Source organism: Nocardioides solisilvae, from assembly GCF_003194625.1.
GTDB lineage: Bacteria > Actinomycetota > Actinomycetes > Propionibacteriales > Nocardioidaceae > Nocardioides > Nocardioides solisilvae.
In genome coordinates this window covers 567,128-584,536 of record NZ_QHKX01000002.1, presented here as the reverse complement: position 1 = coordinate 584,536, position 17,409 = coordinate 567,128, and the positions used below count along the sequence as shown (strand labels likewise).

At 74.1% G+C, this 17,409-nt stretch carries 22 protein-coding genes and 1 tRNA gene; 17 read left to right on the top strand and 6 right to left on the bottom strand.

Annotated elements, in window-relative coordinates; genetic code table 11:
- The first annotated feature begins 146 nt into the window (after window positions 1-146).
- Entirely contained in the window at window positions 147-1,160 is a 1,014-nt protein-coding gene (locus DNK53_RS08790) for a hypothetical protein (RefSeq protein ID WP_110181899.1), read from the top strand.
- A 51-nt stretch (window positions 1,161-1,211) separates the two neighbouring features.
- Here the strand turns inward: DNK53_RS08790 and DNK53_RS08785 are convergent, their stop codons facing one another.
- Window positions 1,212-2,537 carry a nicotinate phosphoribosyltransferase gene (locus DNK53_RS08785; protein ID WP_110181898.1) on the bottom strand — a complete coding sequence of 442 codons (1,326 nt, stop codon included), beginning with the start codon at window positions 2,535-2,537 and terminating at the stop codon, window positions 1,212-1,214.
- A gap of 17 nt (window positions 2,538-2,554) precedes the next feature.
- On the opposite strand from DNK53_RS08785, the gene clpS reads away from it, so the two are divergent.
- A complete protein-coding gene (gene clpS / locus DNK53_RS08780) occupies window positions 2,555-2,851 on the top strand; it encodes an ATP-dependent Clp protease adapter ClpS (protein ID WP_204163827.1) in 297 nt (98 codons plus the stop codon).
- The gene (locus tag DNK53_RS08775) at window positions 2,848-3,429 is read left to right on the top strand and encodes a DUF2017 domain-containing protein (protein WP_110181896.1); all 582 of its coding nucleotides are present in this window, start codon (window positions 2,848-2,850) and stop codon (window positions 3,427-3,429) included. Before clpS ends, DNK53_RS08775 begins: the two co-directional genes overlap by 4 nt.
- Window positions 3,430-3,477: 48 nt before the next feature.
- Here DNK53_RS08775 and DNK53_RS08770 read toward each other — a convergent pair whose 3' ends face one another.
- The gene (locus tag DNK53_RS08770) at window positions 3,478-4,875 is read right to left on the bottom strand and encodes a matrixin family metalloprotease (RefSeq protein WP_110181895.1); all 1,398 of its coding nucleotides are present in this window, start codon (window positions 4,873-4,875) and stop codon (window positions 3,478-3,480) included.
- Between the two features lie 129 nt (window positions 4,876-5,004).
- On the opposite strand from DNK53_RS08770, the gene DNK53_RS08765 reads away from it, so the two are divergent.
- Genes DNK53_RS08765 through DNK53_RS08745 form a run of 5 tightly spaced genes read left to right on the top strand, consistent with a single transcriptional unit; the run spans window position 5,005 to window position 8,310 of the window.
- The gene (locus DNK53_RS08765; RefSeq protein WP_110181894.1) at window positions 5,005-5,481 is read left to right on the top strand and encodes a M67 family metallopeptidase; all 477 of its coding nucleotides are present in this window, start codon (window positions 5,005-5,007) and stop codon (window positions 5,479-5,481) included.
- A complete protein-coding gene (locus DNK53_RS08760) occupies window positions 5,481-5,753 on the top strand; it encodes a MoaD/ThiS family protein (protein WP_110181893.1) in 273 nt (90 codons plus the stop codon). The genes DNK53_RS08765 and DNK53_RS08760 overlap by 1 nt, the downstream gene beginning before the upstream one ends.
- A 5-nt stretch (window positions 5,754-5,758) precedes the next feature.
- Window positions 5,759-6,313, top strand: a complete 555-nt coding sequence (locus DNK53_RS08755; RefSeq protein ID WP_110181892.1) for an NYN domain-containing protein — start codon at window positions 5,759-5,761, stop codon at window positions 6,311-6,313.
- A 44-nt stretch (window positions 6,314-6,357) separates the two neighbouring features.
- Window positions 6,358-7,305, top strand: a complete 948-nt coding sequence (locus DNK53_RS08750) for a PLP-dependent cysteine synthase family protein (RefSeq protein WP_110181891.1) — start codon at window positions 6,358-6,360, stop codon at window positions 7,303-7,305.
- 36 nt (window positions 7,306-7,341) lie between these two features.
- The gene (locus tag DNK53_RS08745; protein ID WP_110181890.1) at window positions 7,342-8,310 is read left to right on the top strand and encodes a DUF3152 domain-containing protein; all 969 of its coding nucleotides are present in this window, start codon (window positions 7,342-7,344) and stop codon (window positions 8,308-8,310) included.
- A 6-nt stretch (window positions 8,311-8,316) separates the two neighbouring features.
- On the opposite strand, the gene DNK53_RS08740 is transcribed toward DNK53_RS08745, so the two are convergent.
- The gene (locus DNK53_RS08740; protein ID WP_162599843.1) at window positions 8,317-9,363 is read right to left on the bottom strand and encodes an alkaline phosphatase family protein; all 1,047 of its coding nucleotides are present in this window, start codon (window positions 9,361-9,363) and stop codon (window positions 8,317-8,319) included.
- A 128-nt stretch (window positions 9,364-9,491) separates the two neighbouring features.
- On the opposite strand from DNK53_RS08740, the gene murI reads away from it, so the two are divergent.
- From murI to rdgB, 7 genes are all read left to right on the top strand, one after another.
- Entirely contained in the window at window positions 9,492-10,322 is an 831-nt protein-coding gene (gene murI, locus DNK53_RS08735; RefSeq protein ID WP_420846490.1) for a glutamate racemase, read from the top strand.
- The gene (locus tag DNK53_RS08730) at window positions 10,319-11,080 is read left to right on the top strand and encodes an MBL fold metallo-hydrolase (RefSeq protein ID WP_110181887.1); all 762 of its coding nucleotides are present in this window, start codon (window positions 10,319-10,321) and stop codon (window positions 11,078-11,080) included. The genes murI and DNK53_RS08730 overlap by 4 nt, the downstream gene beginning before the upstream one ends.
- A gap of 87 nt (window positions 11,081-11,167) precedes the next feature.
- Window positions 11,168-12,106 carry an ABC transporter ATP-binding protein gene (locus tag DNK53_RS08725; RefSeq protein WP_204163826.1) on the top strand — a complete coding sequence of 313 codons (939 nt, stop codon included), beginning with the start codon at window positions 11,168-11,170 and terminating at the stop codon, window positions 12,104-12,106.
- Complete coding sequence (locus DNK53_RS08720; protein ID WP_110181885.1) at window positions 12,103-12,873, top strand: ABC transporter permease; 771 nt, start codon at window positions 12,103-12,105, stop codon at window positions 12,871-12,873. The genes DNK53_RS08725 and DNK53_RS08720 overlap by 4 nt, the downstream gene beginning before the upstream one ends.
- 96 nt (window positions 12,874-12,969) lie before the next feature.
- Entirely contained in the window at window positions 12,970-13,686 is a 717-nt protein-coding gene (locus DNK53_RS08715; RefSeq protein WP_110181884.1) for an IclR family transcriptional regulator, read from the top strand.
- A 25-nt stretch (window positions 13,687-13,711) separates the two neighbouring features.
- Window positions 13,712-14,482, top strand: coding sequence for a ribonuclease PH (gene rph, locus DNK53_RS08710; RefSeq protein ID WP_110181883.1), 771 nt, complete (start codon window positions 13,712-13,714; stop codon window positions 14,480-14,482).
- On the top strand, window positions 14,475-15,101 hold the full coding sequence (gene rdgB, locus DNK53_RS08705) for an RdgB/HAM1 family non-canonical purine NTP pyrophosphatase (RefSeq protein WP_110181882.1): 627 nt from the start codon (window positions 14,475-14,477) through the stop codon (window positions 15,099-15,101). Before rph ends, rdgB begins: the two co-directional genes overlap by 8 nt.
- Before the next feature lie 51 nt (window positions 15,102-15,152).
- Here the strand turns inward: rdgB and DNK53_RS08700 are convergent, their stop codons facing one another.
- The 3 genes from DNK53_RS08700 to bcp form a co-directional block, all read right to left on the bottom strand.
- Window positions 15,153-16,034 (bottom strand): bile acid:sodium symporter family protein, encoded by an 882-nt coding sequence (locus tag DNK53_RS08700; protein ID WP_110181881.1) that lies wholly within the window; start codon window positions 16,032-16,034, stop codon window positions 15,153-15,155.
- A gap of 118 nt (window positions 16,035-16,152) precedes the next feature.
- Window positions 16,153-16,234, bottom strand: a tRNA-Leu gene (locus DNK53_RS08695).
- Window positions 16,235-16,247: 13 nt separating this feature from the next.
- Window positions 16,248-16,724, bottom strand: coding sequence for a thioredoxin-dependent thiol peroxidase (gene bcp / locus DNK53_RS08690; RefSeq protein WP_110181880.1), 477 nt, complete (start codon window positions 16,722-16,724; stop codon window positions 16,248-16,250).
- A gap of 87 nt (window positions 16,725-16,811) precedes the next feature.
- Here bcp and DNK53_RS08685 point away from each other — a divergent pair, with 87 nt between their 5' ends.
- The gene (locus DNK53_RS08685; RefSeq protein ID WP_110181879.1) at window positions 16,812-17,063 is read left to right on the top strand and encodes a DUF3618 domain-containing protein; all 252 of its coding nucleotides are present in this window, start codon (window positions 16,812-16,814) and stop codon (window positions 17,061-17,063) included.
- A 43-nt stretch (window positions 17,064-17,106) separates the two neighbouring features.
- Complete coding sequence (locus DNK53_RS08680; RefSeq protein ID WP_110182412.1) at window positions 17,107-17,406, top strand: GroES family chaperonin; 300 nt, start codon at window positions 17,107-17,109, stop codon at window positions 17,404-17,406.
- The last annotated feature ends 3 nt before the right edge of the window (window positions 17,407-17,409 follow it).

Below are 17,409 nucleotides of genomic sequence, written 5' to 3'. Positions count from 1 at the left end.
CTCGCAGGCTAGCCCGAGAGCCCGCGTCTGCCGAGGGGCCACGAACCGTCCACAGGGCCCGGCACCAGGAGGACGGCGCGCTTCGTCATCCCCGGGTGCGAGCCCGACTCGCGCCACGAGCCCTCGCGCGCGGCAAGGTGGGGCCGGTGGAGGAGCTGTCGGCCGCGGAGGTGCGCAGGACCGGCCGGGGCGAGTGGGTCGGTGACGCGTGGGTCGGCGTGGCCCGGGGCGTGTGGCGGTCGCGCGACGCGGCCGACGAGGTCAGGGCTGAGCTGCGCGCCTGGCAGAGGGTGCTCGCACCCGCCTGGGTGTTCACCCACCTCACGGCCGCGCGGCTCAGGGGGTGGTGGCTGCCGCCCCTTCCGCACGACCTCCCGGTCTTCGTCGCCGCCCCACGGGGGACCGGCCGGGTCAGGCGCCCGGGCCTGGTCGCGATCCGGAGGTCGGCGGCCCCCGAGCCGGAGGGGCTCGACGGGCTGCGGGTCGATCCTGCCGCCGAGGTGCTGGCGGCGTGCGCCCGCGACCTGTCGCTGCTGGACCTCCTCTGCCTCGTCGAGTCAGCGCTGGCGGCGGGGGACTGCACCCTCGACGACGTCCGGGCGGTGGCTGCTCGCGGCGGGAAGGGGGCGCCCCGGCTGCGAGCCGCCTGCCGCATGGCCCGCGGGGACGCCGAGTCGGTCTGGGAGGTGCTGCTGCGAGAGCTGCACCGGTGCGCGGGAGCAGAGGTGGTGGCGCAGCACGAGGTGCTCGACGACCAGGGCCGGTTCCTCGCCCGGGCCGATCTGTGGCTCGTGGGCACGCGGACGATCCACGAGTACGACGGCGGAGACCACCTCGACGTCGGTCAGCAGCGTCGCGACCTGCGCCGGGCGCGGGGACTGGCCAACGAAGGGTGGACGCGGCGCGGGTACGCCGCCCAGGACGTGCTGCACCGGGGCGTCCGGGTCCTGGCGGACATCGACGTGGCACTCGGCCGGCCCCACGTGCCGGGTCGGATCCGCGCCTGGCACGAGCTGCTGCGCGACTCCCTCTTCACCCCGTCGGGCACGGCCCGGCTCCGGGCCCGGTGGACATCGGACTCGTCGCCGCGACACGCCCGAAGACCGTCGGGAAGTGGTCACTCGGAGTGGTGTGAGAGGCCACTGAACCCCTCCGGGTGACCACTTCCTGTGACGGGTCGGGCGAGTCGTCCCCGGACGCCCTCGTCGAGGTCAGGCGTCGAGGTGGATCGTCTCGATGGCCGGCTGGCCCTTGCTGAGCTGGCGGGCCGGGAGGGGGAGCTCGTCGCGGGAGGCGAGGTGCCGGGCCCGGGCGTCGGCGAGGGGCTCCCGGCCGACCACCTCCCCGTCGCGGACCAGCGGGACGAGCAGGGAGCGGTCGTCGCCGTCGTCCGCGGGGGCGGCGCCGATCCCGACCACCTCGGCCTGGGCGGTCCCGTCGGGGCCGCGCCGGCGCAGGGCGAACTTGCGGCCGCCCACCGAGCCCTTGTCCTTGCTCTTCTTCGCCACCGGCACCATCGTCCCCGCGTCGTCCTCGCGGGCGACCAGCTTGTAGACGAAGCCGCTGGTGGGGTGGCCCGAGCCGGTGACCAGCTGGGTGCCCACGCCGTACCCGTCGACCGGGGCGGCCGCGAGCGCGGCGATCGCGTGCTCGTCGAGGTCGCTGGTCACCACGATCCGCGTCTCGCCCGCCCCCAGGGCGTCGAGCTGCGCGCGGACCTGGTGGGCCAGCACGCCGAGGTCGCCGGAGTCGAGGCGGACCGCGCCGAGCCCGGGGCCGGCGACCTCGACGCCGAGGCGCACGGCCTCGGCCACGTCGTAGGTGTCGACCAGGAGCGTGGTGCCCCGGCCCAGCGAGTCGACCTGGGCCCGGAAGGCGTCGGCCTCGGTGTCGTGGAGCAGGGTGAAGCTGTGCGCCGACGTGCCGGCGGTCGGGATGCCGTGCCGCCGGCCGGCGGCGAGGTTGGAGGTGGTGTCGAACCCCGCGACGTACGCCGCCCGGGCGGCCGCCACGGCTGCCTCCTCGTGGGTGCGCCGCGAGCCCATCTCGATGCACGGGCGACCCTGCGCCGCCCACGTCATCCGGGAGGCCGCGGAGGCGATGGCGGAGTCGTGGTTGTAGACCGACAGCAGCAGGGTCTCCAGGACCACCGCCTCGGCGAAGCTCGCCTCCACGACGAGCAGGGGGGAGTAGGGGAAGTAGGTCTCGCCCTCGGCGTAGCCCCAGACGTCGCCGGTGAACTCGTAGTCGGCCAGCCAGGCCAGCGTCTGCTCGTCGACCACCCGGGCCTCGTCGAGGAAGCCGAGCACGGCGTCGTCGAAGCGGAACCGCTCCACCAGGTCGAGGGCGCGACCCACGCCCGCCACCACCCCGTAGCGCCGCCCCTCCGGGAGGCGGCGGCCGAAGAGCTCGAAGACCGAGCGGCGCTGCGCCGTCCCGGCGGCCAGCGCGGCCTGGAGCATCGTCAGCTCGTAGTGGTCGGTGAGCAGGGCGGAGGACGGGAGGTCCGAGGGGCTCGACTGGGTCACGGCCGACACTGTGCCACGATGAGGGGGTGTCCGCTCCGAGCCCCGTCGAGGTCGATCCCGACCTGAACGCCGACGAGTCGACGTTCCTGGACAAGCCGTGGGTGACGATCGTGTGGAACGACCCCGTCAACCTCATGTCCTACGTGACCTACGTCTTCCGGACCTACTTCGGCTACGACCGGAAGAAGGCGGAGAAGCTGATGCTCGAGGTGCACCACGAGGGGCGTTCGGTGGTGAGCACCGGCACGCGCGAGGAGATGGAGCGCGACGTGCAGGCCATGCACGAGTTCGGCCTCTGGGCGACCATGGAGCGCGCGACGTGACGGGCTTCTCCCGGCACCGGCGCAGCGGGCGGACGATCGCCCACTTCACCGGTCTCGAGGCCGACCTGCTGCGCTCCCTGGCCGCCCAGGTCGTCGAGCTCCTGCGCAACGAGCGGGCGGTGCCGGCCAGCGAGGTCGACCCGCTGGAGGCTCTGCTCGACTTCTCCGGGCCGACGACGGAGCCCGAGGACCCGGTGCTCCTGCGCCTCTTCCCGACCGCCTACACCGACGACCCCGAGTCGGCGGCGGAGTTCCGCCGCTACACCGAGGGTGCGCTGCGCGACGGCAAGGAGCGCACCGCCGTCGCCCTCATCGACGCGCTCGAGGAGGCCGGGCTGCCGCCCGACCTCGACGAGGACGGGCTCGTGATCGACGTCGAGCTCGAGCCCGCCGAGGCGCTGGACTGGCTGCGCGCGCTCAACGACATCCGGCTCGCCCTGGCCACCCGGCTCGGCGTGGTGGAGGGCGACGAGGAGTACTGGGAGTCCCTGTCCGACGACGACCCGCGCACCCAGGCCCACGACATCTACGAGTGGGTGGGCTACCTCCAGGAGACCCTGGTCGGCGCCCTCGACTGAGCACCCGCGTCGGCCCGGCCCCGGCGGGACCGCGCGCGTCCGGCCGTCTCAGGGGAGGGCGACCACCCCGCGGGGTCGGTCGTCCGCGCGGCTCCGGCGCGGGGCGGTGAGGCAGCCGGCCTGCAGTCCCGCGGTGCGCAGCCCCGCGAGGTCGCCGGCGCCCCAGACCACGTTCGCCCCGTCCGAGACGGGGAACATGAGCTGCTCGGCGCCGCTCGCGTGGCCCAGGCCGACGGCGTGGCCGATCTCGTGGGTGAGCGCCTCGAGCAGCTCCGCCGGCTGCCAGGGATGGTCCGCGCGGAGCACGGCGCCGCCCTCGACGATGCGCCAGACGTCGCCCAGCGCGGCGCTCCGAGCGCGCCTGCTGTCGGAGGCGCCGCCCCAGCCGATGGTCCGTCCGGCGCCGCCGAAGGGGGCGTGGGTCTGCGCCGCGGTGCCGAAGCCGACGACGAGGGTGGCGTCCGACGGGTACGCCGCGTGCGGGCCGCGGCCGTCGAAGAGCGCGGCGGTCGGGCCCAGGTGGCGGAACCGCAGCCCTGTCGCCAGCGCCACCTGCCGCACGGCCTCGGCGACGGCCTCGGCGGCGCCGGAGGGAGCCCCGTCGAGGTTGGTGCGGTAGTCGACGACCCGGCACGGGTCGTGGCGCAGCGGCAGGTCCGGGCCCAGCTCGGTCCAGTCGCCGGCCGCGCCGGGTGGCGTCCAGGTGGGCGTCACGGCGTACGGCGTCGTGGTCGAGGCGCCCTCCGCGCTCGTCGCGGTCTCGGGGACCAGCACGCGGGTGCTCAGCGAGGCGAGCCAGTCGGTGGGCGCGGCGAGCGCGAAGGAGCCGTCGGGCGCCACGACGGTGCTCGTCAGGTCGAACCAGCCGCTGGGCAGCGCGGCCTGGAGGACGGCGGTGCGCCCCGCTGCGTCGGGGGCGTGGACGAGACCGGTCACGGGGAGGGGGATGCCCAGGGCCGCGCCGGGCGCCGACCACGACGTCGTCACCGCGGTGGCGGCCTTCGGGACGGCGACCCGCACCACGAAGCGGGAGGTGGCGAGGAGCCGGCCCCCTCCGCGCGCCCGCAGCCGCAGCTCGCGCTCCGCCTCGGCGGCGCCCGAGCGGAGCCGGAGCCGGAAGGTGCCGCGCGGCGTCGTTCGGGCGCGGGCCCTCGTGCGCCACCTGCCGTCGACGCGCTCGGAGACCGTGACCGTGCGCCTCCCCGAGCCGACCCGGAGGGTGCCCCGGACGGCGAACCGGGTCCGCGGTGCGACCTCCTGGGGTGCGCGGAGGACGACCCGGGACGCCGTGGCCCCGGTGCTGGCCCCGGCGCCGGCCCCGGTGCTGGCCCCGGTGGTCGTCGGGACCGCGGCCTCGGTCACCGCGAGGGGACCGGCCAGGGCGAGCGCGGCCAGGGCGACGACGGTCGGGGCGACGACGGCGGGGCGGGCGGACGGGGCGGTCACGCGGAGACGCTAACCCGACCGGCCCCCCCCCGGGACGGCGACCTCGCTGGGCGGGTCACGGTGGCACCGGGCGGGTCACGGTGAGACTGGGGGAGGGGCGGTTCGGGGGGCCGTCCTAGGATTCGGGACGTGTTGACCATCAGCCGCGAGATCCACGACGCCATCGTCGCGCACGCCAGGCGGGACCACCCCGACGAGGCGTGCGGCATCGTGGCCGGCCCGGAGGGGAGCGACACCCCCACCCGCCTGGTCGAGATGGTCAACGCGGCGTCGAGCCCCACCTTCTACGAGTTCGACTCGACCGAGCTGCTCGCGCTGTACAAGGAGATGTGGGCGCGCGACGAGGAGCCGGTGGTGATCTACCACTCCCACACGGCCACCGAGGCCTACCCCAGCCGGACCGACATCGGGCTCGCCAGCGAGCCGGGCGCGCACTACGTGCTCGTCAGCACGCGCGACAGCTTCGACGAGGCCGGAGGGAATAACGACGGCCCCGTGGAGTTCAGGTCCTACAGGATCGTGGACGGCGAGGTGACCGAGGAAGAGGTCACCGTCGTCGACAGTCCCGGCACCGCACCAGCACCGACGACGAGGAGCACCGACTGATGGCCATCGAGGTCAGGATCCCCACCATCCTGCGTACCTACACGGGCGGCGAGAAGGCGGTGACGGCCGACGGCGGCAACCTCGCCGAGCTCATCGACGACCTCGAGGCCAACCACCCCGGCATCGGGGAGCGCCTGCTGGACGGCGGCGACCTGCGCCGCTTCGTCAACGTCTACGTCAACGACGAGGACGTGCGGTTCATCGGCGGGCTCCAGGCCGAGCTCAGCGACGGCGACCAGGTCGTCGTGCTCCCCGCGGTCGCCGGCGGCTGACCGCCGTGTCCGGTCGGCGGACCTTCGTCCTGGTCGACGGGGAGAACATCGACGCCACCCTGGGCAACTCGCTCCTGGGTCGGCGTCCCCTCCCCGAGGAGCGACCCCGCTGGGAGCGGGTCACCGACTACGCCGAGGAGCTGTGGGACCAGCCGGTCACCGGGCTCTTCTTCCTCAACGCCAGCAACGGCCAGTTCCCGCAGCCGTTCGTGCAGGCGCTGCTCGCGATGGGGTACCGGCCCATCCCGCTGGCCGGCCGCGCCGACGAGAAGGTCGTCGACATCGGCATCCAGCGCACGCTGCAGGCGCTGGTCGGCCGGGACGCCGACGTCCTCCTGGTCAGCCACGACGCCGACTTCGCCGACGACCTCGCGGCGCTGCTGGGTGACGGCCGCCGGGTGGCGGTGGCGGCCCTGCGCGAGTACGCGAGCTCCCGGTTCGACGCCCTCGGGCTCGAGCTGCACGACCTCGAGGACGACGTCGCCGCCTTCAACGTGCCGCTCCCGCGGGTGCGGATCATCTCCCTGGACGACTTCGACCCGGAGCAGTTCCTGCGCTGAGCCGGGCCCCGCCCCGCCGTCCCGTCTCCTGAAAGGCCGTCGCCATGCGCCACGACAACCTGCTCGCCTCCGTCGGGGACACGCCGCTCGTCGGCCTGCCCCGCCTCTCTCCGAGCCCTGACGTGCGACTGTGGGCCAAGCTCGAGGACCGCAACCCCACCGGCTCCATCAAGGACCGGCCGGCGCTGCGGATGATCGAGATGGCGGAGGCCGACGGCACCCTGCGGCCCGGCTGCACGATCCTGGAGCCCACCAGCGGCAACACGGGCATCTCGCTGGCGATGGCGGCCAAGCTCAAGGGCTACCGGATCGTCTGCGTGATGCCGGAGAACACCTCCGAGGAGCGCCGGCAGCTGCTGCGCATGTGGGGGGCCGAGATCGTCTCCTCGCCGGCCGCCGGCGGATCCAACGAGGCGGTCCGGGTGGCCAAGCAGATCGCCGCCGAGCACCCCGACTGGGTGATGCTCTACCAGTACGGCAACCCCGCCAACGCGCTCGCGCACGAGGAGGGGACCGGACCCGAGATCCTGGCCGACCTGCCCGAGATCACCCACTTCGTCGCGGGCCTCGGCACCACCGGCACCCTGATGGGCGTCTCCCGCTTCTTCCGGCGCGCCAAGCCCGACGTGCGGGTCGTCGCGGCCGAGCCCCGCTACGGCGAGCTGGTCTACGGCCTGCGCAACCTCGACGAGGGCTTCGTCCCCGAGCTGTACGACGCCTCGCTGATCGACTCGCGGTTCAGCGTCGGTCCCCGCGACGCCGTCCGGCGGGTCCGCGAGCTGCTCGAGCTCGAGGGGATCTTCGCGGGCATCTCCACCGGCGCGATCCTGCATGCCGCGCTGGGCCAGGCCGCCAAGGCCGTCAAGGCGGGGGAGCCCGCCGACATCGCCTTCGTCGTCTGCGACGGCGGGTGGAAGTACCTGTCGACCGGCGCCTACGAGGGCACGGTCGACGAGGCCGAGGGCCGGCTCGAGGGGCAGCTCTGGGCGTAGCCCCGGGGCTGCGGGGGGCGGCCTAGGCTGGTGGGCATGTCGACCCGCCCGTGGCTCCTGCCCGTCCTCGCGCCGGTCCTGCTCCTGGCGGGTCTCGCGGCCGGTCCCGCGGGGGCGGTGCCGCTGCCCGACCCGCGGCCGACCCCCGCGCCGGCGCCCGCGCCCCGGGCCGTCCCGAGCGACGGCCCGTCCATCGCGCCCACGCTCGAGCCGACGCCCACGCCGACCCTGGAGCCCACGCCGACCGCGACGCCCGCCGCACCGGTGGCGACGCGGCTCCCGCGGATCCGCGGGGAGGCCCGGTGGACCCGCACCCTGCGCGCCGACCCCGGACGCTGGACGCCACGCCGGGAGACGACGCGCTACCGCTGGCTCCGCGACGGGGAGCCCGTCCCCGGGGCGCGCGGGCGGACCTACCGGATCCGGCCCGACGACGTCGGGAGCCGGCTGCGCGTCGAGGTGCGGGTCCGGGTCTCCGGGCTGCCCGTCGGGGTCGCGGTCTCCCGGCCGACCCCGCGCGTCCGGCACAGGGTGCCCGCCCGGCGGGTCGTCACCTACCACGTCGAGACCCGGGGCGACGTCTCCGGCGTCCCGCGCTTCGCCCGGCTCGCGCAGCAGACGTTCGACGACCCCCGGGGCTGGCGCGACGCCGGGGTCGAGCTGCGCCGGGTGCGGGCCGGCGGCCAGTTCAGCCTGGTGCTGGCGGAGGCCTCGTGGCTGCCGCGCTTCTCGTCGGTGTGCAGCAGCACCTGGAGCTGCCGGGTGGGCCGGTACGTCGTGATCAACCAGACCCGCTGGAACCACGCGTCGCCGGCCTGGAACGCCGCCGGCCGCAGCCTGCGCGACTACCGGCACATGGTGGTCAACCACGAGACCGGGCACTGGCTGGGGCGCGGCCACCGGACGTGCCCCGGACGCGACCGCCCGGCGCCGGTGATGATGCAGCAGTCCAAGGGGACCGGAGGGTGCCGGTTCAACCCGTGGCCGCTGCCGTCCGAGCGCTGAGCCGGGTCAGGGCGCGACGAGGTCGAGCGGGGTGACCCCGAGCTGGCTGCCGGGGACCGGCGGCAGCCCGAGGAGGCCGAGCGACACGTTGGCGACCATGCCGTTGCGGATCGGCTGCCGGGCGTCGTCGTACGCCGGCCGGCCGTGCCCCGGGTCGGCGTAGTCGTCGTTGAGGTCGTAGAGGTCGGCGCCGGCGCTCACGCCGGGCGCCCGGACGAGGAACGGGACGCGGTAGTTGGCCGCGCGCGCGTGCTCGGCGTGGCCCTTGCCCGGCGTCCCGCCGTGATCGGCGGTCAGGACCACCGCGGTGGGGACGGCGGCCGCCCCGGCGGGCCCGCGCTCCACGGCCGCGAGCACCCGGCCGAGCAGCCGGTCGGTGCTGCGCACCGCGCGCAGGTAGGCCTCGCGCATGAACCCGTGTGCGTGGCCGGCGACGTCGGGAGCGGACAGGTGGAGGAAGCGGAAGGCCCGGTCGCGGGACCGCACGTCGCTGACGAGCGAGCGCACCAGGCTGCGGTTGTCGCCGTCGATGACCACCAGGTCGAGGTCGTCGGACCAGGAGCGGGTCCAGAGCGAGAACTTCTTCTTGCTGGCGAAGAGGGCGGTGGAGCCCCCGTGGTCGGCGACCGTGGAGAAGACCGAGCCGACCCGCTCGCCGGCGGCGCGCTGCACCGTCGACGGCGTCCTGCGGTCGTCGTTCCAGGTGACCCCGTGGCCGCCGAGGTCGCGGGAGATCCGGCGCCCGGTCACCATCCCGGTGTGGTTGGGCAGGGTGAGCGTCATCTCCACCTGGGTGCGCGCGTTGAGGGTGCCGGCGCTCTCGTCGACGAGGCGGTGCAGGTGCGGGGCGCGCGAGCGGCCGAGGCGGCGCAGGGCCCGCGGGTTGAGACCGTCGACCGAGACGACGAGCACCGAGGCGACCCGCGGCGTGGTGCTCGGGTCGGCCCAGTCGGCCTGGGCGGCCGGCCCCGTCGGCGCGGCGGGGGAGAGCAGGCTCGTGAGCACGCCGAGGACGGTCGCCAGGCCGGCGGCGGCGGGGACGAGGGAGGTCACGGGGACGACGGTAACCCGGCGAGGTCGTCCGGACCGGAACGACGCGGGCACCGACACCGCGGGTGTGACCCAGCGCTCGGGTGACCTCGGTCGCGCTCGGGTGACCCGGCGCGGTCGACCCTCTAGCCTTGCCGACTGTGTCTCCAACAGCTCCCGGGGTGGTCGACGCCCCGATCGGCATCTTCGACTCCGGCTTCGGCGGCCTGACCGTCGCCCGCTCGGTGATCGACCAGCTGCCCCACGAGTCGATCGTCTACTTCGGGGACACGGCTCGGCAGCCCTACGGCGCCAAGCCGATCGGGGAGGTGCGGGAGTACGCGCTGGAGTGCCTGGACCACCTCGTGCAGCTCGGCGTGAAGGCGCTGGTCATCGCGTGCAACTCCGCCAGCGCCGCCATGCTGCGCGACGCCCGGGAGCGGTACGACGTCCCGGTCGTCGAGGTGATCTACCCGGCGACCCGGCGCGCGGTCGCCGCGAGCCGGACCGGCCGGATCGGGGTGATCTGCACCCGGGCGACCGCCGAGTCGATGGCCTACGAGGACGCCTTCGCGGCGGCTCCCCACATCGACCTGCACGTGCAGGCGTGCCCGTCGTTCGTCGACTTCGTGGAGGCCGGGGTGACCGGCGGCGAGGAGCTGCTCTCGGTGACCCACTCCTACCTCGACCCGCTGGTCTCCGAGGGGGTGGACACGCTGGTCCTGGGCTGCACCCACTACCCGCTGCTCACCGGCGTCATCTCCTACGTGATGGGCGGCCAGGTCACGCTGGTCAGCTCCGCCGAGGAGTGCGCCAAGGACGTCTACCGGATGCTGGCCACCCGCGGGTTGATGCGGGAGGGTGGGGAGGCGACGTACACGTTCCTCACCACCGGGACGGCGTCGGAGTTCGAGACCATCGGACGCCGTTTCCTCGGTCCGGAGCTCCGGACCGCGCACCAGTTCGTCGGAGGGATGGCATGAGGCTGACCGTCGTGGGGTGCTCCGGGTCCTACCCGGGGCCCGACTCCCCAGCCAGCTGCTACCTGCTGGAGGCCGAGCACGAGGGTCGCACCTGGCGGGTGCTGATGGACCTGGGCAACGGCTCGCTGGGCGCGCTGCACCGGTACGCCGACCCGCTCCAGGTCGACGCCGTGCTGCTCAGCCACCTGCACGCCGACCACTGCCTGGACCTCTGCGGCTACCACGTGCTGCGCAAGTACCACCCCGCCGGACCGCAGCCCCGGATCCCGGTGTGGGGTCCTCAGGGCACCGCCCACCGGATGGCCCGGGCCTACGACCTGCCGCTCGAGCCCGGGATGACCGGGGAGTTCGACTTCCGCGAGTGGGACGGCGCGCTGCGGCTGGGGCCGTTCGACATCGAGGCCGTGCCGGTGGTGCACCCGGTCCCGGCCTTCGCGCTCCGGGTCACCTGCGGAGGGGCCACCCTGGCCTACACCGGCGACACCGGGCCGTGCGCCGCCCTGGACGACGTGGCGCGCGGGGCCGACCTGCTGCTCGCCGAGGCGTCGTTCGAGGAGGGCCGGGACAACCCGCCCGACCTGCACCTGACCGGTCGCGACTGCGGGCTGCTCGCCGAGCGCGCCGGCGTCGGGCGCCTGCTGCTCACCCACGTGCCGCCGTGGCACGACCCCCAGGTGGTGCTGGGGGAGGCGCGCGAGGTCTTCGGCGGCCCGCTGGAGCTCGCGCACCCCGGCCAGGTCGTCGAGCTGGGGGACTGAGCGGGTCGACCCCGTGCCGCCCCCCTCGCGCGGGCGGTCGGCGGGGGCGGGTGAAATTCGCTGGACGTCTGCGGCAGGCTGTCCCCCATGATCGAAGTGCAGGGACTGACCAGGAGGTACGGCGACTTCCTCGCCGTCGACGACGTGACCTTCAGCTGCGAGCCCGGGAAGGTGACCGGGTTCCTCGGGCCCAACGGCGCGGGGAAGACCACCACGATGCGGGTGATGGTGGGGCTCACCGCCCCGACGCGGGGGCGCGTGACCATCGGCGGGCACGCCTACCGCGACATCCCCAACCCCGGGCGGCACGTGGGCGTGCTGCTCGACGCCGGGGCGCAGCACGGGGGGCGCACGGGTCGGGAGATCCTGCAGCTGGGTGCCGCGACGATGGGGCTGCCCGACTCGCGGGTCGACGAGATGCTCGCCATGGTGTCGCTCTCGCCGAAGGAGGCGAAGCGGCGGATGCGCAACTACTCCCTCGGGATGAAGCAGCGGCTCGGCATCGCCCACGCGCTGCTCGGCGACCCCTCGGTGCTGATCCTCGACGAGCCGGCCAACGGCCTCGACCCGGCGGGCATCCGGTGGATGCGTGACCTGCTGCGCGGCTACGCCCAGCGGGGCGGCACCGTGCTGCTCTCCAGCCACCTGCTCAACGAGGTCGAGCTGATCGCCGACGAGATGGTGCTGATCGGCCAGGGCAAGATCGTCGCCCAGGGCGACAAGAGGTCGTTGCTCGCGAGCCGGGGCGGCGGGACGCTCGCGGTCTCGCAGGACAACGCGGCGCTGGCCGAGCAGCTGCGCCGCCAGGGCTTCGAGGTCGCGCCGGCCGGCGACGGCCTGCGGGTCGGGGCCGACGCGGCTGAGGTCGGCCGGGTCGCGCTGGAGGCTCGCGTGGTCCTCACCGAGCTGCGCCCCAGCGGCGGCGGGCTGGAGGACATCTTCCTGGAGCTGACCGGAGGGACCCAGCGCGAGCAGGTCGCCGGAGCCGGTACCGGAACGACCGTGGACACAGGAGCGAACGCATGAGCACGACCATGACCCTGGACACCAGCGGCACCGCGGCGGTGCCCTTCGGCCGGCTGCTGAAGGTGGAGCTGCGCAAGTCGTGGGACACCCGGGCCGGCCTGTGGCTCGTCGGCTCGATCGTCGCGATCACCGCGGTCGTCATGGTGGTCGTCTTCTTGGTCAGCGACAGCGACGAGCGGACCTTCGGCAACTTCGTCGGGGCCGCCTACGCGCCGCAGAGCGTCCTGCTCCCGGTGCTGGGCATCCTCCTGGTCACCAGCGAGTGGAGCCAGCGCACCGCCATGGTGACCTTCGCGCTCGAGCCGTCGCGGTCGCGGGTGGTGGCCGCCAAGACCGCGGCCGCGATGATCCTCGGCGCCGGGGCGTTCGTCGCCGCCGTCGGGCTGGCGGCGCTGGCGACGCTGCTGGGGGGTGCGGACGACGGGTTCCGCGGCTTCGAGTGGGTGGACACCGTGCCGTTCCTGCTGCTCCAGCTCTTCACGGTGCTGCAGGGCCTCGCCTACGGCCTGCTGTGGCTCAACACCCCCGCGGCGATCGTGACGTTCTTCGGTCTTCCGATCGTGATGAACCTGGTCTTCACCCTGGTCGACTGGCTGCGCGACGCAGCGGCCTGGGTGGACCTCACCACCGCCCAGCTGCCGCTGTTCGAGAACGACATCGACCTCAGCGGCGAGCAGTGGGCCCAGCTGGGCTCCACGGTCCTCCTCTGGATCGTGGTCCCCTTCGTGCTCGGCTGGCTGCGGCTCCTGCGCGCCGAGGTGAAGTAGTCCGGACGGGAGCGACCTGAGGGACGTTGGTCCCGAAGCGGTGCGGGGGTCCCGAAGATGTGCGTCGGGACCCTCGCGTCTGCCTAGGATCCCCCCATGTCAGCCAGCCTGCTGCGTGGTCTCCGCATCCTCGAGATGATCCGCAACGAGCCCCTCGGCGTCTCCGAGGTGGCCCGTCGGATCGGTGTCGACAAGGCCGGCGTCTCGCGGGTGCTGCGCTCCCTCATCGAGGAGGGCTGGGTCGAGCGGATGGGCCGACTGCACGTCCTCGGTCCGCGGGCGCTGCTGCTGACGGCCGACGCCCGGACCACCCCGCTGCTGCACCGGGCCGGGGCGACCGTGCGCCGGCTCCGCGAGGAGACCGGCCACGCGGCCGTCGTGATGCAGCTGCGGCCCCAGGGCCCGCTGCCCCTGGCCATCGAGTGGAGCGAGACCACCCCCGAGGTCCAGGAGGAGGCCTTCGAGCACCTCTGGGCGACCGCGGGCGGGCTGGCGCTGCTGGCCCAGCTGCCGGAGGAGGACCTCGACGACCACCTCGACGTCGACCCCTGGCCGTCGCGCGCCGGGGGGCCGGCCAGCGTCGACGAGGTCCATGCCCTGCTGTCGCAGGCCCGCAGCGGCGTACCGCTCGTGGAGAGGTCCTGGAACGTCCAAGGCCTCGGCTGCGTGGCGGTGCCCTGGCGCAGCGGCCACGAGGACGACGCCGTGCCCGCGCCGACCGCCGTCACGCTGCTCGGCCCCGAGACCGACATCCTGCGCGACCACGACCGCCTCGTCGAGCTGCTGCGCGCGGTGGGCGAGGACGTCGCCTGACGCCTGGCCGACTAGGGTCGGGCGCATGACTGAGACCGGCCACGCCCCCGCCCAGACGCGCGCCGACGGACGCGCCGACGACCAGCTCCGCGAGATCCGGTTCACCCGGGGCTGGCAGGACCACCCGGCCGGGTCGGTGCTGGTGGAGTTCGGACGCACCCGCGTGCTCTGCGCCGCGTCGACCTCGGTCGGGGTGCCGCGCTGGCGCAAGGGGTCGGGCCTGGGCTGGGTCACCGCGGAGTACGCCATGCTCCCGTCGGCCACCAACACCCGTTCCGACCGGGAGTCCGTCAAGGGACGGATCGGCGGACGGACCCACGAGATCTCGCGGCTGATCGGCCGCTCGCTGCGGGCGGTCATCGACTACCGGGCCCTCGGCGAGAACACGATCCAGCTCGACTGCGACGTCCTGCAGGCCGACGGCGGCACCCGGACGGCGGCGATCACCGGCGCCTGGGTCGCGCTCGCCGACGCGGTCGCCCACCTGCGGGAGACCGGCGCCCTGGCGGGGGAGCCGCTGACCGGCTCGGTGGCGGCCGTCAGCGTCGGGATCATCGACGGCGTGCCGCGGCTCGACCTCCCCTACGAGGAGGACGTGCGCGCGGAGACCGACATGAACATCGTGATGACCGGCGAGGGGAAGTTCGTCGAGGTCCAGGGCACCGCCGAGGGCGCGGCCTTCGACCGTGCCGAGCTCGACCGGCTGCTCGGGCTGGGGGAGAAGGGGTGCGCCGACCTCACCCGGCTCCAGCAGGAGGCGCTCGCCGGTCCCCTGCCCGGGAGGGCCGGTGCCTGAGGTCTTCCTGGCGTCGCGCAACTCCAAGAAGGTGGCGGAGATGCAGCGCATCCTCGCCGAGCACGTGCCCGACGTGGTGGTTCTCGGCCTCGACGACGTCACGCCGTACGAGGAGCCGGTCGAGGACCAGCCCACCTTCGAGGGCAACGCCCTGCTGAAGGCGCGTGCCGCGGTGGCCGCGACGGGGCGCCCGTCGGTCGCCGACGACAGCGGCCTGTGCGTGGACGCGCTCAACGGCATGCCGGGCGTGCTCTCGGCCCGGTGGAGCGGTCGGCGTGGCACCGACCGCGAAGAGGTCGACACCCGCAACAACGTGCTGCTGCTCGACCAGCTCGCCGACGTGCCCGACGAGCGCCGCACGGCCCACTTCACCTGCGCCGTGGCGCTCTGCCTGCCCGGCGGCGAGGAGCACGTGGTGCACGGCCGGATGGACGGCCGCATCATCCGCGAGCAGCGCGGAGCCGGGGGCTTCGGGTACGACGTCCTGTTCGTCGCCGACGAGCACGCGGCCGAGGGGCTCACCAGTGCCGAGCTCGACCCCGCCGAGAAGGACCGGATCTCCCACCGGGGCCGGGCCCTGCGCGAGCTGGCGCCGGTCGTGGCGCGGGTGCTCGCCTGAGCCGAGCCGTCGGGGCCCTGTCGGGGCCGTCGAGGGCCTGGTGCGGGACCGTCAGCCGACGCGGGCGGGGACCGGCTCGTCGGTCGCCACGCGCCGGGAGACCCAGCTGCCCCAGAGCGCCGCGAAGACGAACATGATGATCGAGTAGACGGCGGCGGGCACCGAGATCTCGGTGGAGTCCAGCACCTCGACGGCGACGAAGATCGCCAGCGTGGAGTTGTGCACCCCGATCTCCATCGACGACGAGATCGACTGCGGGCCCGAGACCCCGAGGGCCCGGGGGACGGCGTACCCGATGACGAGGCTCGCGGCGCAGAAGAGGGCGGCGACGAGACCGATGTCGGCGACGTAGTCACTGACGTTCTCGCGCTGGTCGACCAGGATGCCGATCACCAGGATCGCCAGGATGGCCGCGGAGCCGGCCCGGACAGGGCGGTCCATCCGCTCGGCGAAGCCGGGCCTGCGGGCACGGACCAGCATGCCCAGGGTGACGGGCGCGATGATGAGGGCGAAGACCTTGACGATCTCGACGAGCGGCATCGAGACGTCGTCCTGCCGGTCGTACCAGGCGATCGCGGCGCCGGTGATCAGCGGCAGCGTGACGACGGCGACGACCGAGTTGAGGGCGGTCAGCGAGATGTTGAGCGCGACGTCGCCCCGGAAGAGGTGGCTGAAGAGCGCGGCCGTCGTGCCGCCGGGCGAGGCGGCGAGCAGCAGCATGCCGATGCCCAGCAGCGCCGGCAGGTCGAAGACGACGACCAGGCCGAAGCAGACCAGGGGCAGCAGCACCAGCTGACAGGCCAGGGCGATCGTCACCGCCCTGGGGTTGCGCAGCACCCGCCGGAAGTCCCCGACCGTCAGGTCGAGGCCCAGCCCGAACATGATGATGCCGAGGGCGATGGGCAGCCCGATGGTCGTCAGCGCGGAATCCATGGCCGGACCGTAGTGGCTCAGGTCACACGCTGGGAAGGCCTGGCCCACGCACCGGCCCACGCACCGGCCCACGCGCCGGCCCACGCACCGGTCGGGGACCGGCGCGGGAGCCTGTGGGTGCCGAAGGCGGGACTCGAACCCGCACACCCGAGGGCACAGGTACCTAAAACCTGCGTGTCTGCCAGTTCCACCACTTCGGCCGCGCGGGCGAGTCTAGGCGGCGTCGAGCCCCAGGTCGCGGCGGAGCTTGGCGACGTGGCCGGTGGCCTTGACGTTGTACTGCGCGACCTCGACCCGGCCCTCGGGGTCGACGACCACGGTGGAGCGGATGACGCCCTCCACGACCTTGCCGTAGAGCTTCTTCTCGCCGAAGGCGCCGTACGCGCGCAGCACGTCCTTCTCGGGGTCGGAGAGGAGGGTGATCGTCAGGCCGTCGCGCTCGCGGAACTTCGCCAGCTTCTCGGGCTTGTCGGGGGAGATGCCGACCACCTCGTAGCCGGCCGCCTGGAGCGAGGCGAGGGAGTCGGTGAAGTCGCACGCCTGCTTCGTGCAGCCCGGAGTCATCGCGGCCGGGTAGAAGTAGACGATCACCCGGCGGCCGCGCAGGTCGGCGAGGGAGACCTGGTCGCCGGTGTCGGAGGTGAGGGTGAAGTCGGGGGCGGTGTCGCCGACGGCGAGGCGGTCGCTCACGGATGCTCCTGGGGGTCGCGGGACGGGCGTCCACGACCGTACCCGGCGGGCCGCGCGGCCCGCGCGGTGGTTGGTAGCCTTCCTCGTGTGACCCACGACGTGTCCGCGCTCGAGCGCGAGATCGAGACCACCCGGGAGCGGCTGGCCGACACCATCGACCAGCTCCTCTACCGCGCCCACCCCAAGACCATCGTGAATCGCGAGGTGACCTCGGTGAAGGCGCACTTCGTGGACCTCGACACCGGGGCGCCGCGCACCGACAACATCCTCAAGGCCGCCGCCTCCGTGGCGGGCGTGGTGCTCCTCTTCGCGGTGATCCGCAAGATCGCGCGTGACTGAGCCCGTCCCCGCGCGCGGCGACCGGCCCGGGGTCGCCATCAAGATGCTGCACGACCGGATCCTGGTCGACCTCGACCAGGAGGCCGGCGAGCGGCGCTCCACCGGCGGGATCGTCATCCCCGCCACGGCGGCGATGGGGGCGCGGCGGCTGAGCTGGGCCCGGGTGGTCGCCACCGGCCCGCACGCCCGCGCCGTCCAGGTGGGCGACCGCGTCCTCTTCGACCCCGAGGACAAGGCCGAGGTCGAGGTCAACGCCGACGTGTACGTCGTGATGCGCGAGCGCGACGTGCACGCCGTGGCCGCCGAGCGTCTCGAGGGCGGCGCGACCGGGCTCTACCTGTAGTCC